Below are 15552 nucleotides of genomic sequence, written 5' to 3'. Positions count from 1 at the left end.
CTTCAGGTTGTTTAAGATAAAATTAATGTATTTGGATCAAACTTTTGCTCTTAGACGATAAGCATGTAACAAAGGCTCGGTGTAACCGTTAGGCTGATCCGTTCCTTTAAAAATCAAATCTTGCGCCGCTTGGAAGGCATAACTGGTCGATGGATTCTCAGCCATCGGTTGGTAACCGTCAGTGGCCTGATTTTGCTTATCCACGACTTGAGCCATGCGTTGCATTACCTCATCAATTTGCTCTTTAGTGCACACGCCATGCAGCAACCAATTAGACAAATGCTGACTGGAAATTCGCAAAGTGGCACGGTCTTCCATCAAACCAACGTCATTGATATCCGGCACTTTGGAACACCCCACGCCAGCCTCAACCCAACGCACCACGTACCCTAATAAGCCCTGTACATTGTTTTCGACTTCTCGGTCGATCACTTGGCGAGACAGGGTTAAATTGTCCGGAATCGTCGGGATAAGAAGTAGATCCGTTAGACTCGCTTGCGAACGGTGCTTAATACGTTCTTGCACTTCAAACACATCCACTTGGTGATAATGCAAAGCATGCAATGTCGCTGCGGTGGGAGAAGGCACCCAAGCCGTACTCGCCCCCGTTTTTGGATGCGCAACTTTTGCCTCCATCATGCCAGCCATCTCATCCGGCATGGCCCACATGCCTTTGCCGATTTGTGCTTTACCAGACAAACCACATTGCAAGCCAATGGTGACATTGCGATCCTCATAGGCTTGAATCCAAGGCTGATGCTTGATTTGTTCTTTTGGTAAAAAAGGCCCCGCTTGCATACTGGTATGTATCTCATCGCCAGTGCGGTCCAAAAAGCCAGTATTAATGAAAAACACCCGAGATTTCGCCTGACGAATACATTCTTTTAAATTCACTGTCGTGCGACGCTCTTCATCCATAATGCCGATCTTAATGGTGTTCTCTGGTAGCCCCAGCATTTGCTCAACTCGACCAAACAGCTCACAACTAAACGCCACCTCCTCGGGTCCATGCATCTTAGGTTTGACAATATAAATGCTGCCTGTACGACTATTGCGAATGCCTGCTGATCTCTGCAAATCCAACGCGCCGATTAACGCCGTGACAACCGCGTCCATTATGCCTTCGGGGGCGAAATTCCCCTGCGCATCTTGCATCAAGTCACATTCCATTAAGTGCCCAACATTGCGCACCAACAACAAAGCGCGGCCTGGCAAGCGATATTCATTACCCTCTAAATCTGTATAAACTCGGTCTGGGTTCATTCTGCGAGTTTGTGTTTGACCCCCCTTCTCAAAGGTGGCTTCTAGGGTACCTTGCATCAAACCTAACCAGTTTCGATAAACTTCAATCTTATCCTCTGCGTCCACGGCGGCTACCGAATCCTCACAGTCGATAATGGTGCTTAGAGCCGACTCAATAACAATGTCGTTAATATTCGCTTTATCCTTAGCACCGTTCAGACCATTACGATCAAACTGAATTTCCACATGCAAACCATGGTTTCTTAACAGGATGGCTTCCGGCTCACTACGCTGCCCATTCACCGCGACCAACTGACAGGGTTGTTTCAAGCCCGTTTGACTGCCATCCTCAAAAAAGGCTAATAGATGGCGGTAGTACACCATGTAACTGATGACGTCTTTATGGGAGCCAGACTCCAGTGGAAAAACGTCATCCAAAAACCCTTTGGCTTTCGCGATGACCTGTTCACCACGAACCGCGTTATAACCTTGACGGCTGCCTAATTCCGCGTTTTTTGGGATCACATCAGTGCCGTAAAAGGCATCGTACAAACTGCCCCAACGGGCATTGGCCGCATTCAACGAAAAACGGGCATTCTTCGCAGGCACCACTAATTGAGGCCCCGCCAAAGTCGCGATTTCATCGTCCACATTTGCAGTGGTAATGGTGAAATCTTCCCCTTCCGCGACCAAGTAGCCAATCTCCCTTAAAAAAGCCTCATAGGCAGGTACATCCAATGGTTGTCCTTTATGAGCAAGGTGCCATTGATCAATCTGACGTTGCATCTCATCTCGAGTCGCCAACAATTGACGATTCACAGGCGATAAATCGGCAATCAACTGATCAAGATCACGCCAAAATTGATCAGGCTCGATAGTATGAAGGGGCAATACATCGTCATTGATGAAACGGTAAAACCCTGAGTGAATCACACTGTTATTTTTTGGTAAGGGCATAGTCATCTCACTTTCCTTCTTAAATCGGTCTGTTCATAGTTACCTACGGCAAAACACCAAGGTTTATCAGGTAGCAAAGGGGTCACTCGTGTTAACCATTGCTTGATTTATAGACTACGCTCTAATAATCTAAAATTTCACAATAAGAATTACACAGTGTAAATTTCACAAAAATGAAAAATAAAAATAGCCTCAACCGTAAAGCCCATTTTTTGGGCACTAAGATCCGCAACCTGCGTAAACGTAACCGTTTGACAATGGAAGACTTATCCGCCCGCTGTATAAAAATGGATGCAGAATCTGCCCCATCGGTGTCTTATTTATCCATGATTGAAAGAGGAAAACGCATTCCTAGTGAGGAGTTATTGGAAGTCATTGCCAGTGTTTTTCAAAAAAATGTGGCTTGGTTTTTAGACGATATTCCCGAGGAAGAAGCCATTACTCCGACAAAAGGCTCGGGTGGCGGCATCAATGGCATGGCATTAGAGCCAAACTTTCTCTTCTCCAAAGAAATTTTGCAAATCGCTATTCCAGAAATGCTTTCCCAAACAGGCACCAGTGGCCGTCAATTTGCCCATTTGCTGATTCGTGCTCACCAAGAGCATCATCAAAATCACTTTCCAGATTTAGAGCGAGCCGCCGAAGAAGTAGGACTCAAGCGCTTACCCTTAAGTCTCGATGACCTGATCACTATCACCAAACAAATGGGATTGCAGATCAAATGGTTCCGAAAAACGCCCATAGCCGTCCTACAAGACATGGGCATTGATGAAAGCCATGTGGTGACCTCCTTTTTTGATCCGCCAAGCACCATCTACATCAATCAAATTATGAAAAACCAGCCGCAACGTTTGAAATACAACCTTGCGGTACACATCGGTCACACGGTATTACACGATAAAGATGGGATGAAAAACGTCTTAGTCACAGGACGTAATGAAATCTCGCCACTTCAATCAAAAAGCACTAAGACCCATTCATCAGGCGCAGGCATGGATGCTCAGGACATTCTGTATGCTTGGCGAGACTTCGAGTGCAGCTTTTTTGCTGGCGCTTTACTGTGTCCCAAAGTCCCCTTTCGGCAAATGCTGGATCGCAATGGCTATGAAATCAATACCGCAAAGCTGGCAGATGTGTCCGAATCGGTCACCATGCGGCGCATGACCGCTGCTTCGCCTTATCCCCATTGGCATTACTTTGATGCCTACGCGCCAGGCAAGCTCAAAGCTGTGTATCGGGGTAATGGCATCCCATTGCCTTGGGGGAATATGAGCATGGTGGAAGACCCTTGCCAGCATTGGTCGGTATTTCGCAAAATCAGCGAACCAAGTACTGGCACCTCAGCGCAAATATCCATACTCAATGTAGGGGATGAACCACGGATTTATGCTTGTGAATCCATTAAAGTGCACGACCTAGCGGGCAACAGTCATGTACTTTGTTCCGGCATCGATTTAAACCCAGCCATTGACGCTCAGAGTAAAGATGCCCTAAGCATTGCAGCCGATTTACGCCAAGCCTGCGTAACCAAAGGAGGCTCCTCACCCATTCCGAGAAGTATCAAAAAAGACCTAATGAGTGTGGCGAAAATTCTCAATATTAATTGGATAGAACGGGGAATAGACAATGATGCTCGCGTGATTTGCTCCCGTGGCGCCGTCTGTCCAAGGAAACCAAGCTGTTATCAGCAATGTGAGGCGAGGTAGTTGGCGTGTTTGGGGAAAGTTGATATTGGAAGCTGGTAGTAATTGAGAAAGAGCCTTAATCGCTCGGTAGTTAGCAATATTATAGTCGCCATGACCATTAGAATGACGGGCAATGAGGCGAAGGTGAATAGCCTTGCAACCACCCTAAGACAAGAGATATAAAGAGGCTACTTAATGTTAGTAGAAATAGCATAAATGGGAAGCCACGCTACTCACAATGAATCAAATAACAGCAGTATATTTCAGTAGGGAGATAATCTATGCCAGTCATTACCATCCAGCAATCACCCGGTCGAAGCAAAGAGCAGAAGCAATTGTTAATAAAACGTATAACAGAAGCGTTTGAAGAAGCCTATGAGCTGCCTCCTGAAGCGGTGACGGTCTTCTTTCAAAATTTCGATGATGAACATTGGGGGAAAGCAGGAAGGTTACATTGCGATAATAAGGCCGCTCAACAGGATTAGGCTGTGAGATTTATCCGCTGAATGGGCTCCGTTTACGCTCATTGACAGATGCTTTAGATGTTTTGTGGACAACGATAAGAAAACGCCATTTATTGGTAATTAGCTCTATCGACTCTATCAAAATAAACCTACAAGTATTAAAATTGTCGCAAACTCCCCTCCCTTCAGTTAAGGATTTTTTTCATGACTTTGTCGACCGGCCAGTCAACGAATGTTGTCGTTGTTAGTAACTCTTCCGATAATCCATTTGCTATTGATATTGCCTATGCAATGGGTCAGTACGATGATATTGACGATATTATCAGTATGAAACAATTCATGAACTCCGAGTTCTGCCCGCGTTTCATCTCTGACGAACATGACTTCGACAACATTGGTCGCAAACTAAAAGGCAAGTCTGTGATCATTGTGAGTACCAACAGCCATGTGAAAAGTCGCCAAGAATTAGCCATGGCAAATTTGATCATCGCTCGCGCAGCAAAAGAGAACGGAGCGGCTCGTGTGATCCTTGTCGAGCCAGACTTATTCTACAGTGCACAGGATCGTGGCCCTCATCTGAGCTTAGGCGAAACCAGTTTTCAACGTGACATTAAAGACGTAAAGAAATTCGATGGCCAACCTTTTACCGCTAAGCTCTATGCCCAAATGCTCAAGCTATCGGGCGTTGATACGGTTATGACAATACATAATCACTCCGATTCAGTACAAAAGATGTTTAACGAGGTCTTTGAGGGAGACTTTCATAATCTCATCCCTTATGAAATTTACGCCCACTACTTGTTAAACTCCGATATGTTGGATTACGGTGAAAACGGTGAAGGTCTAGTACTGTGTGCACCTGATAAAGGTGCCCGTGATTTCGTCAAAGAGATGTTTCATACTCTTGGCTTACCAAAAGCGAAGTTCATCATGCTAGATAAAGAGCGGACTAATGAACGTAAAGTCGAAATCACCCTACACAAAGAAAGCGAACACACCTTTGATGGATTGGATGGTGCTAGTATTGTCTTGTTTGACGACATGGTTCGAACTGGGTCTACGGTGGTAAAATCTTGCCAATTCCTACAGCAAATTAACCCCAAGCGTATGGTATTCGCTGTATCACACTTTTATGCCAGCGACGAAGGCCGCGAGCGTATGGCGCACCCTGCTCTCGGTGAAATCCTTACCTTGAATACCCTGCCGACGATTCTAAATCGCGACGAACAAGGCCGCTTGCGTAAAAAAATGGTGGTTCTAAAAGTCGAAAAATGGCTGGCCCAAGAGCTTTGCAACATTCTAGATTTGCCTCAAAACCACGAGCCAAACCCCTATAAAATCGACATGTCGTCTAAAAACCCTCGCTTCAAACGCAAAATCTGGTTTAGCGAAGAATTACAAGAACTGAAAAAAAGTAAATAATCAAATCGATCGACACTCATATAAGGCGCGTCTTCTTTAATGAAAGACGGGCCTTTTTGATGAAACCAACCAGTCGTCTGCATAACTCCGACTCTCCTTTTCAGCTTTCTACCTTATCTTGATTCTAGTTTCATATATCGCTTTCTCTTCTTCCCCAATAAGCACATACTCATCTCGTTACACAACCCCGTAACACAGCCCTTAGGTTGGCTCAAAGCGACTTCAGGTTTATTGAGTGATGACAAATGGTGACTATCATGAGTAAGGGTCAAGACAGCAAAAAGAACGCTAAGAAAAAGCCTCTTTTAACAGCAAAAGAAAAAAAAGCGGCTAAGAACACTAAGAAAAACGAAACCAGTATCTTAGGTAGTAAATAAGAGTCAAAAGGCCATCACAATCCTGTGATGGCCTTTGGGCCTTTGCTATATCATGCTAATCAGCACTCACACAGGCATCTTATCCTCGAAATGCGAGTAATAAAATATCTTTGATTTTCCGGTCTATTTCTATTTCTGCAGTCTCAAAATCCACTTTCTCAACTTGATATAAAAAAGGCTGAACAGCACGCAATTTTTTCACTGCCTGAGGGTCATCACTCAGTAGCACCGACACATATGAAAAAGCATCATAATAAGCAAAAGCCTGTTTTTTTAGTGCATTCAGATAGGAGTCAACCGCTTCATCGCCAAATACCTGTTTAATCGCCATAATCGAGCCATAAACAGTAGCGCCTTCATACAACGCATTCGTCTCAGCGCCTGCTTTCCCCACAGGATTCAAGCCACGAACCATTTCTTGAATCACGTCTGCAAGCAGCATCACATCATTGGTGAAGCTTCTCGCGGGTATTTGAATTTTATATTGGTAAGGGGCCTTATCATTTTCAAACAACAGCACAGGTTTAGCCGAGTTATCATCGATTTCAAAACCCACAAACTCTGCTTGGGAAGGCGCTTTGCCAAATAAAAATTCAACCGCTGGCAACCAAGCCGTACGTAATTTTTCTAACTGTTCAATCTGTACCGATTTTGACTCAGTCACAACCTCTTCCTTCTTCATCTTTTCAACATAGTGAGCACAACTCTTTTAGCCTGCTCATGAATGAACCAAACCTTAACACACTAAGCACGCAGGAGTTGAAAAAATGTAGTACATGACGTATGTTGGGAGCACGTACGATTGTGCTGTACAGAAAAGGATTTTAACGTTGAACAAATTTATACAATTCAAAAATAATACTATAAGACCCGCTTTACTTATCATAGGTGCCGATAGCACTTATCATAGGTGCCGATAGCCCAGCGGCAGAGGAGTTACTATTAGGTACAGCAGTTCAGGAAAGTCTTGCTTTTAAATATCGTAATCAACAAAGAGGAGGCCCAGCTGTTAGTTATTTCCAAATAGAACCTAATACTCATAACGATGTTTGGACCAACTTTATTGATTACAGACCAAAGCTTAAAGAAAAGGTTTTATCTCTACTTACTAACAAGAGTGCGGATAAAATAAATGAACTTGAATATAACGATAAGTATGCTGCTGCAATAGCTAGAATCATATACATGAGAGTTCCATCTCCTCTACCTCCGATTGGTAATATTGAGAAACAAGCAAACTATTGGAAGGCCCATTACAATACACCTCTCGGAAAAGGTAAACCTTCAGAATATATAGAAAAATGGAATAAATATGTTCTAGGGGTTAAATAATGAGACTATTAAATATTATCCTTTTACTATGTTTCACGTCCATATCTCACGCTGAAAATCTATATAAGTCGCACGTATCAATAATCAAGAACGACTCAAAAAACCATCAATATCTGCATATGCGCTTTGAGATAACAAGCGATAATCTGCTCAAAATTGAAAAAATCGATAAACACGACTTTTTTTTAGATGGCGGACAGTTTGAAGTCATTCTTAACAAGAATCGCTTTCCGATTAGCGCTCCACACTGCAAAGGCAATATCATTTTAAGAATGCCTTGGTCTAGCAAGACGCAAGGAGGGATAGAGAAAAAGTACGCAGTCTATCAGTCTCTAGAGAAGATACAATCCGGTAAAAAAGACAAGCTTACTATAACGCTAGAACTCAACCCGTATGTTGAAAAATCGGGAAACTCATACGAACTTACTCAATGTAATGTGTTTTTCCGTACCGCTCATGGACAATATATTAATAATACCGAGCCATTAAATGCTCAGTAAACAGCGACATTTCAGTCATTTTACTTTTGTATAGACTAACGCAACTGGCTATCTTTACTACCAGCACGGTTATATAAAGAGGAGCGACCTTTCTTCTCCTGTTCGGACTGACACACTATACACAAACGGACGCCAGGAATCGCCTTTCGCCGTTTCTCAGGGATTAGGGCATCACACTCTTCACAATGGGTCAAACTCTCTCCTTTAGGCAGACTTTGCTTTGCCCGCTCAACTTCAGAATCTACCGTTGCGTCTATTTGATCTTGTACTGCGCCATCTTGTGCCCACCCACTGGCCATGATAACTCCCCTTACTAGACACTTTGTGAGCATCCTACCGCCCTTTCACTAAGGCAAGACAGAGATGTTCACACTATCGTCATCAAAAAAATGATCATATAATACATTTTTATAACACTATTTTTACACTTACTTTTCTCTCTCTCATTCTACTAAATACATAAGAATACATAAATGAAACATAACGCACTTAGAATCTACCTTATGTGCTCGTCTGTCATCTCTCATAAAAATACTCTCATTGACTGTCAAGCGGTTATGAATCGCCAACAAAACAGGTGAAATATAATGAAAAAAACACTCTTAGTTGCTAGTTTAGGCACCCTCAGTATAACGGCTGCTTATGCAGGTGGTATGGATCGATCCGGTCAGCCTATTACTGCCCTGTTTGAAAAAGGAACCTATTTAGAGCTCGGTGCTTATACCGTTAAACCCAATGTCTCTGGCTCTTTGGTGGGCTCTCTCCATTCTGGTGATGTCAGCAAACGCTTTACACAATTCGGCGGTGCTTATAAACAAGATCTTTCAAACGACTGGTCAATGGCAATCATAGTCGATCAACCCTATGGCGCCGATCTTCGCTACCCATCAGGGACGGGTTATCCACTTGCAGGCACCACTGCCTCGGTAGACTCGCTGGAAGTAAGCGGCATCTTGCGCTACAAAATTAATACGCCTTTTTCGGTCTACGCAGGCGCACGGAACCTTACCTCCAAGGGGAAGGTACATTTACCCAGTGCGACCTACTCGATGAAGACCGACACTCAAAACGATTGGGGCTACTTAGTAGGGGTAGCCTACGAAATACCCGAGATTGCCCTACGGGCCTCACTGACCTATAACTCACCAATAAAGATCCACTTTCATAATAAAGAAGCCATCACAAGAAATTCACTGGCCGCCGAAACACCACTTGATGTCACCATGCCGAAATCCATCAATTTTGACTTTCAAACGGGCATCACTCCCACCACATTATTAATGTTTTCAGCACGCTGGGTCGAATGGAAAAAAACGCAAATTACGCCCCAGTTTTACACAACCTTTGTCAGTCCAGGGGACAACCTCGTTGACTACAGTGAAAATACGATTTCTTATCGCTTAGGCATTGGTCAAAAACTCACCGATACTTTATCCGGTTCCTTGGCTGTGGCCTATGAAAAATTGTCTGGTAATATCGTCAGTAACCTTTCCCCAACCGATGGTTATAAAGCCTTGATTGCCGGACTAAAATATCAAGCAACACCAAGTACGGCCATTGCAGCAGGAATCAGCTACTCATGGATTGGTGATGCCAAAACCAGCCTATCGGGAAACGAAACTAAATTCGATAATAATCATGCCACTGGATTGGGGCTAAAAGTGTCCCATCATTTCTAAACACGCACGTTAGACTGATTAAAAGACCTCAGGTGAGGTCTTTTTTTGCTTCACGATCGGCCATCACGAATACCATGCCACCGACGATAAAAAAGACCATCAACGACAACACGCCAAGTGAATATCCCGTAAACTGAAGACCAGAGAACCCGACTACATGTCCCTTCATAAAATAGGTAAACAAAGCAATCAAAGCGGGCCCTAAAATAGCGGCAAACTTACCGAAGATATTAAAAAAGCCAAAGAATTCTGCCGATTGCTCAGGTGGAATCAAAGAGCCAAAATACGATCGACTCAAAGACTGAACGCCACCCTGAGCGGTGCCTATCAACACTGCCAGTAGAATAAAAGCCCCATTAATCCAAGACGATGGCATAGACTCCATTAAAGCGGCTACGAGGGTAATCACCCCATAGGTAGTAATGCCAAACAAAATCATGGTACGCGTCCCAAGGGACTCAGATAAGCGGCCATACAACAAAGTACTAGGCCAAGCGATAATCTGGATAGCTAATACAACCAGCACTAAATCCACCTGCCCCATGGTCGAGTTTTTCATACCAAAGTCCATCGCCATCACAATGATAGTATCGACTCCATCAATATAAAGAAAATAGCCAATTAAAAAGAGATAAATCGCCCGTTTTTGTTTGATTTTTGCCACAGTCTGAGCCAAACGACGCCAGGTATCTTTAAAGGGAGTTTTAGAGGGTGGGATGCCGTATTTTTGTTCGACGTTCTTTAACAATGGCACAGTGAAAATAAGCCACCAAACAGCGGTAATCAAAAACGCCGAGGCAAATCCCATCATCGTAATGCCATCGTCATTTTTGAAAAAAGCAAAAATGATACCTAGGGTGATAACAAACGGAATAGTCGAACCAATATAACCCCACGCAAACCCTGCCGCCGACACTTTATCCAGACGATCTTTGGGTGAGACATCCAACAAAAAGGCATTATAAAAAATATTCGCCCCAGCAAACCCCAACATAGCAATATTGTAAATCACCGCTGCTAACAACCACTGAGTATCCCCCACTAGCATCATGGCGCTAACACTAATAATCCCTAAAAAGGCAAACGCACTAAATAGCTTTTTCTTATTCCCTTGGTAATCGGCAAAGGTGCCAAGCAAAGGTGAAATAATAGCAATCAATAAAAATGCGGCCGCATTAATCAGACCAATAGCAGTGGTACTGTCTTCCGGTGCGAGGCCTGCACGCAGACTGATAGTATTAAAAAAAATCGTATAAATCGTCGTCGAGATGATTAACGCAAAAGCCGAGTTACCAACATCATAGACAACCCAGCTACGTTCAGTTTTCGTAAAAGCATTGGACACAATGCGACTCCCTTAAAAAGATGACAGATATATAGAAAACGACAAAACATGTCGGCCACCTCATGTACTACAGCAAAAGGGTGACTTTTTTGTGTCAGTAAACAAACTCAGACCATCAACAAACCATCTCAATCACATACTCCCTCTTTATGCAGAACCCTTGTCATAAATCAAATCATTCTGTGGCTAGCAGAGCCACAATAGCACCAAAGATCACGAAAAAACATGTGGCCTAAACACGAAGAGGTAAGCATCATGAGTAATACATTTTATATACCTGCAGTAAACATTATGGGCGAAAACGCGCTTAACGATGCCGTCAAACAGATTCAGGCACTAGGTTTTACACAGGCATTGATAGTCACGGATCCCGGCATGACTAAACTGGGCGTGACAACCGAAGTCAAAACCCTTCTGCAAGAGCAAGGTATACAAAGTTTGGTGTACGATGGTGTTCAACCTAACCCAACAGTCGATAATGTGAATGCGGGCCTTGATGTCCTGCATACACACCAATGTGACTGTGTTATCTCTCTCGGCGGTGGTTCTGCTCATGACTGTGCCAAAGGTATTGCACTGGTTGCGACAAATGGCGGTCACGTTAGTGACTACGAAGGCGTAGACGTCTCTAAAAAAGCACAGTTGCCATTAATCAGCATCAATACCACCGCAGGCACCGCCTCTGAAATGACACGCTTTTGCATCATTACAGACCAAGAACGCCATATAAAAATGGCCATTGTCGATCAAAATGTTACACCAATCCTATCGGTTAACGACCCGAGATTAATGGCAGGAATGCCCTCAGCTCTTACCGCTGCAACTGGGATGGATGCCTTAACACACGCCATTGAAGCCTACGTATCTACCGCAGCGGATCCGATTACTGACGCTTGTGCTATTAAGGCGATTGAGATCATTCGTGACAACCTACACGAAGCGGTTCATAACGGATCTAATATGGAAGCTCGCACTCAAATGGCTTATGCACAGTTTCTAGCCGGAATGGCCTTTAATAATGCCTCTTTGGGCTATGTACATGCCATGGCGCACCAACTTGGTGGATTCTACGATCTGCCACACGGTGTTTGTAATGCTGTTTTATTACCCCATGTGCAACGCTACAACAGCCAAGTGGCAGCACCTCGCCTAAAAGACGTAGCTAAAGCCCTAGGTGTGGAAGTACAGGGAATGAGTGATAAAGAAGGTGCGGATGAAGCCATTGCAGCCATCGTCAAGTTATCTCAGAGCGTGAATATCCCTGCAGGCCTAAAAGAACTAGGCGCGAAAGAAGAAGACTTCGCCACATTAGCAAGCAATGCAATGAAAGACGCCTGTGGATTCACCAACCCAATTCAACCAAGCCATGAAGACGTCGTCGCCATCTTCAAATCGGCTTTCTAACCCAACCGCGACGAAAACACCGGCCTTGTAGCCCATCTACAAGGCCTTTTTGTTTCTGAAAAACTTTTCCTCGCTTCCCCCCAATACATCTAAAAAAAACGTTCAACTATATACAAACAAATTGGTATCGAAAAAACTGATAACAGAGTACTAATCATAACAGCTATTGCTGCAATTTCAGAATGGACATTCAGCTGATTAGAAACTACGACAACATTTCCAGCCATTGGTGTTGATAGCATTAAAGCAATAATCATTATTACATTTTTATCTAAAGAAAATTGATAATAAAATAAAACACCTAAAAAAGGAACAATTAAATGTTTCCAAATAACAGACGAAATTAAATATTTAACATCAAACTCAGCCCTAGTAATCTTAGATAGAGAAATCCCAATAACCATCATTCCCAAAACACTATAAGCACCTTTAAAATTAGACATAAAATCTAAAACAGAACTGGATATGTGAACTTCTAAATACTTAAATATCAACCCTAAAAAAGCCGCATATAATATTGGCAAAGTAAATAATTTTAAAATACATTCTTTCGTACTAAAATTACCTTTCGCAGTTATAAAATACCCAACAGAAAACTCATATATATTGACTCCTATAATAATGAATATTGCAATCCCCCATTGTTCTGGAGAAAATAAAGACAATACAATAGGAAGCGCAAAATACCCAGTATTACCTGTACCACCAGAAAAAGAAAACAAATTTCGTTTATTATTAGACCATAAAAAAGCAGATACTTTATAAGCTAAAATAGCCAAAAAACTTGATGTTAGAAAAGATCCTAATGAATACTTCAAAAAACTCAAATCTGATGGAGAATTAATTATTGAATAGAAAATAACAAAAGGTGATATGACATAGACTAAAAGCAGTGAAATATCTTTTGCATTTACACTTGTCCTTTTCCCTATAACTAAACCAATAATAGATATAGATACTAGCAGGCATATCTTAATGGTTATGAGGCTTATTGACTCCACTAGTTTTCTCCATTACTTTAAGGTAATAACGTCTGCTGCATTATGAGAAAATGAACTATAGCAACGCTGTAACCAGCGTTTCCCTGATATTTTTCCTCTTCCATGTAACACTCTTAAGTTACTAAAAACGACTAAGTCACCAGCATTCCAATTACTCTCAATTTTATATTTCGAAGTGAGAGATGAAAGTTTCAAAAGAGACTCATTAGCTTCTTCGTTTATAGCTTTAGTATTATGCATCGCACCCTTTACTTCATATTTTCCATCTACCCTATCAACTACTGAGCTATGGCAAACTCCGTTTTTAACACTAAAAGTCTCCGGTGCATGATGTATAAATAATCTTTTTGAAAGTAGGTCAATGTCCTTTTCATTTAGCTTATCCAAGCATTGTTCCAAATTAACAATATTTGTTGGCGTGTTACTCTCGTTTGAAAGGCATAACAATGACAAAGCATGAGGCCTCATATGCCTTTCCAAGTATGCTCCATCTGTATGAAAATCAAACGAGTCAATACCATTACTAGAGATACTTTTTTCCATACCCATTATTGGAACAATTTCATGAACAAGCGCTCCATTTTTTTCATTTTGATACGAAAATGGATTTAAACCCAAAGCAGAAGTAACTCCCAATAACACTAACTCAGAAAAATTGGATTTATCTTCTGGTTTAATACCATTTTGGGGAGGAGAGAATTCTTTAGCGTCCCCTATTGGTAAAGATTCAAATTTAATGACACCAAAACCATTATCTAAATCTTCCCTTAACTTAGATAATCCCGGCATTACAGAAAGAATAGACCTCTTAGCCAAATCTATACTCTCTTTGTTAATTTCCATTTTTGAAATATTTTCAAAATATGAAGAAATAAAATCCTGTTCCATCTTGGAAACTTTATAAATATGCATACCATTGCTTCCCTGTCTACACTTCATAGTAAAGTCAATTATCTGACGGGGGAGATTCTATTTAAATGATAATCAGTGTCAACAGAAAAGGTATCAAAAAAAATAAAAACACATAAAAACACATAAAAATACAAAACTGATTTGGATATTTAAACCACTCTAAATTAAAAAAACAAAAAAGTGAACATTACTTAAAAAACATGGCCTAATCTAATATGGCATTGATATTCATAAATGAGTAAAATAGGACTATCAATTTTAAGATCTCTCCTGTATAGGCCTACTATCTTTTATCTTCATAACTGGCGTCTTTATATAAGTTGAAGAAAGATAGGGGGGGAAGTAAGCTTTTGCTACATCACCTGTCAGATAAATTTCTATTTTATCCGAATAGGCTATTCAACTTGGCATATTGCAATAACATAATGGTTTTCCCATCTCTGATCTCACCCGAATCCACCATGTCGCAAGCCTGTTTAAAGTCCAACTCCAGCACGTCGATGTTTTCTTGCTCGTGCTCAAGACCACCGCCTTGGGATACTTTCATCTCGTCGGAGTATTCCGCCACAAAAAAATACAACAACTCCGTTACAGCACCAGGGGACATATAGGCTTCAAACACCTTCCTCACCTTGTCCACTTTAAAACCAGTTTCTTCTTGGGTTTCCCGCTTGATACAGTCTTCTGGATTATCCTGATCTAAAAGCCCAGCGCAGGTTTCGATCAACATCCCATCAGTATTACCATTCAAATAGGTCGGTATACGAAACTGACTCGTCAAAATCACGCTTCCTTTTTTCAGGTTATAAAGCAAAATCGTCGCCCCATTGCCCCGATCGTAGACTTCACGCTCTTGCCGTTGCCACTGTCCTCGTTGATTCTGCAAGTCAAACGACACCTTATTTAAGGTGTACCAGTTATCAGATAAAAGCATTTTTTCTAGATTACGAATATCCACACTCATAATTTTCCCATTCGTTTATACAATAGATACCAGATGAGATTAATAACATAAAAAATTGGCTTTGTAGCCAACTTGAAACTGCCAAGGGCTAAACAAAATAGAATAAGAAAACCAACAAAAAAACAGGTATTTTGGCGTGTTTTATATAAAAAATATCATATAAAGATTTTACTATTAGTGGAGTAGAGAGTAAGTTAATGACTCCCATTCTCTTTAACGCTTTGCCTGCCTTAAGTGGACGGCCAATAGAGTATAATAACGGTGATTT

14 protein-coding genes are annotated in these 15552 nt (G+C 41.9%); 7 read left to right on the top strand and 7 right to left on the bottom strand.

The annotated features are described in order from the left end of the window. Positions 1 to 36: 36 nt before the first annotated feature. Positions 37 to 2205, bottom strand: coding sequence for a malate synthase G (locus MSP8886_RS05935; RefSeq protein ID WP_067013711.1), 2169 nt, complete (start codon positions 2203 to 2205; stop codon positions 37 to 39). A 167-nt stretch (positions 2206 to 2372) separates the two neighbouring features. On the opposite strand from MSP8886_RS05935, the gene MSP8886_RS05930 reads away from it, so the two are divergent. The 3 genes from MSP8886_RS05930 (at position 2373) to MSP8886_RS05920 (ending at position 5770) form a co-directional block, all read left to right on the top strand. Further along, a complete protein-coding gene (locus tag MSP8886_RS05930) occupies positions 2373 to 3905 on the top strand; it encodes a DUF3612 domain-containing protein (RefSeq protein WP_067013709.1) in 1533 nt (510 codons plus the stop codon). A 260-nt stretch (positions 3906 to 4165) separates the two neighbouring features. After that, positions 4166 to 4369 (top strand): tautomerase family protein, encoded by a 204-nt coding sequence (locus MSP8886_RS05925; protein WP_067013707.1) that lies wholly within the window; start codon positions 4166 to 4168, stop codon positions 4367 to 4369. A 183-nt stretch (positions 4370 to 4552) separates the two neighbouring features. Next, a complete protein-coding gene (locus MSP8886_RS05920) occupies positions 4553 to 5770 on the top strand; it encodes a ribose-phosphate diphosphokinase (protein ID WP_067013705.1) in 1218 nt (405 codons plus the stop codon). 456 nt (positions 5771 to 6226) lie between these two features. Here the strand turns inward: MSP8886_RS05920 and MSP8886_RS05915 are convergent, their stop codons facing one another. Further along, positions 6227 to 6811, bottom strand: a complete 585-nt coding sequence (locus MSP8886_RS05915) for a hypothetical protein (protein ID WP_067014503.1) — start codon at positions 6809 to 6811, stop codon at positions 6227 to 6229. A gap of 224 nt (positions 6812 to 7035) precedes the next feature. Here MSP8886_RS05915 and MSP8886_RS05910 point away from each other — a divergent pair, with 224 nt between their 5' ends. Continuing rightward, on the top strand, positions 7036 to 7479 hold the full coding sequence (locus MSP8886_RS05910) for a hypothetical protein (protein WP_067013703.1): 444 nt from the start codon (positions 7036 to 7038) through the stop codon (positions 7477 to 7479). 119 nt (positions 7480 to 7598) lie between these two features. Continuing rightward, positions 7599 to 7979, top strand: a complete 381-nt coding sequence (locus MSP8886_RS05905; RefSeq protein ID WP_139063094.1) for a hypothetical protein — start codon at positions 7599 to 7601, stop codon at positions 7977 to 7979. Between the two features lie 35 nt (positions 7980 to 8014). On the opposite strand, the gene MSP8886_RS05900 is transcribed toward MSP8886_RS05905, so the two are convergent. Further along, positions 8015 to 8278 (bottom strand): DksA/TraR family C4-type zinc finger protein, encoded by a 264-nt coding sequence (locus tag MSP8886_RS05900; RefSeq protein ID WP_067013698.1) that lies wholly within the window; start codon positions 8276 to 8278, stop codon positions 8015 to 8017. A gap of 288 nt (positions 8279 to 8566) precedes the next feature. On the opposite strand from MSP8886_RS05900, the gene MSP8886_RS05895 reads away from it, so the two are divergent. Next, positions 8567 to 9658 carry an OmpP1/FadL family transporter gene (locus tag MSP8886_RS05895; protein ID WP_067013696.1) on the top strand — a complete coding sequence of 364 codons (1092 nt, stop codon included), beginning with the start codon at positions 8567 to 8569 and terminating at the stop codon, positions 9656 to 9658. A 28-nt stretch (positions 9659 to 9686) separates the two neighbouring features. Here the strand turns inward: MSP8886_RS05895 and MSP8886_RS05890 are convergent, their stop codons facing one another. After that, a complete protein-coding gene (locus MSP8886_RS05890; RefSeq protein ID WP_067013694.1) occupies positions 9687 to 11003 on the bottom strand; it encodes an MFS transporter in 1317 nt (438 codons plus the stop codon). A gap of 255 nt (positions 11004 to 11258) precedes the next feature. Between MSP8886_RS05890 and yiaY the strand changes: the two genes are divergently transcribed. After that, the gene (gene yiaY / locus MSP8886_RS05885; protein WP_067014500.1) at positions 11259 to 12407 is read left to right on the top strand and encodes an L-threonine dehydrogenase; all 1149 of its coding nucleotides are present in this window, start codon (positions 11259 to 11261) and stop codon (positions 12405 to 12407) included. Positions 12408 to 12496: 89 nt separating this feature from the next. Here the strand turns inward: yiaY and MSP8886_RS05880 are convergent, their stop codons facing one another. The 3 genes from MSP8886_RS05880 to nudK form a co-directional block, all read right to left on the bottom strand. Continuing rightward, positions 12497 to 13408 (bottom strand): AEC family transporter, encoded by a 912-nt coding sequence (locus tag MSP8886_RS05880; protein ID WP_217491328.1) that lies wholly within the window; start codon positions 13406 to 13408, stop codon positions 12497 to 12499. Between the two features lie 12 nt (positions 13409 to 13420). Further along, on the bottom strand, positions 13421 to 14320 hold the full coding sequence (locus tag MSP8886_RS05875; RefSeq protein ID WP_067013692.1) for a TauD/TfdA family dioxygenase: 900 nt from the start codon (positions 14318 to 14320) through the stop codon (positions 13421 to 13423). A 382-nt stretch (positions 14321 to 14702) separates the two neighbouring features. Further along, the gene (gene nudK / locus MSP8886_RS05870) at positions 14703 to 15284 is read right to left on the bottom strand and encodes a GDP-mannose pyrophosphatase NudK (protein ID WP_067013691.1); all 582 of its coding nucleotides are present in this window, start codon (positions 15282 to 15284) and stop codon (positions 14703 to 14705) included. Positions 15285 to 15552 lie beyond the last annotated feature (268 nt).

This window comes from Marinomonas spartinae, from assembly GCF_900089775.1.
Taxonomy (GTDB): Bacteria; Pseudomonadota; Gammaproteobacteria; order Pseudomonadales; family Marinomonadaceae; genus Marinomonas; species Marinomonas spartinae.
The sequence above is the reverse complement of the archived record's forward strand: the minus strand, read 5'-3'. Positions and strand labels throughout refer to the sequence as shown.

Excerpts from the sequence above, each read along its gene's own strand:
- MSP8886_RS05905 (WP_139063094.1), top strand. The coding sequence starts at position 7,599 with ATGCGCTTTGAGATAACAAGCGATAATCTGCTCAAAATTGAAAAAATC.
- MSP8886_RS05930 (WP_067013709.1), top strand. The coding sequence starts at position 2,373 with ATGAAAAATAAAAATAGCCTCAACCGTAAAGCCCATTTTTTGGGCACT.
- MSP8886_RS05935 (WP_067013711.1), bottom strand. The coding sequence starts at position 2,205 with ATGACTATGCCCTTACCAAAAAATAACAGTGTGATTCACTCAGGGTTT.
- MSP8886_RS05900 (WP_067013698.1), bottom strand. The coding sequence starts at position 8,278 with ATGGCCAGTGGGTGGGCACAAGATGGCGCAGTACAAGATCAAATAGAC.
- MSP8886_RS05925 (WP_067013707.1), top strand. The coding sequence starts at position 4,166 with ATGCCAGTCATTACCATCCAGCAATCACCCGGTCGAAGCAAAGAGCAG.
- MSP8886_RS05920 (WP_067013705.1), top strand. The coding sequence starts at position 4,553 with ATGACTTTGTCGACCGGCCAGTCAACGAATGTTGTCGTTGTTAGTAAC.
- MSP8886_RS05895 (WP_067013696.1), top strand. The coding sequence starts at position 8,567 with ATGAAAAAAACACTCTTAGTTGCTAGTTTAGGCACCCTCAGTATAACG.
- yiaY (WP_067014500.1), top strand. The coding sequence starts at position 11,259 with ATGAGTAATACATTTTATATACCTGCAGTAAACATTATGGGCGAAAAC.
- MSP8886_RS05875 (WP_067013692.1), bottom strand. The coding sequence starts at position 14,320 with ATGCATATTTATAAAGTTTCCAAGATGGAACAGGATTTTATTTCTTCA.
- nudK (WP_067013691.1), bottom strand. The coding sequence starts at position 15,284 with ATGAGTGTGGATATTCGTAATCTAGAAAAAATGCTTTTATCTGATAAC.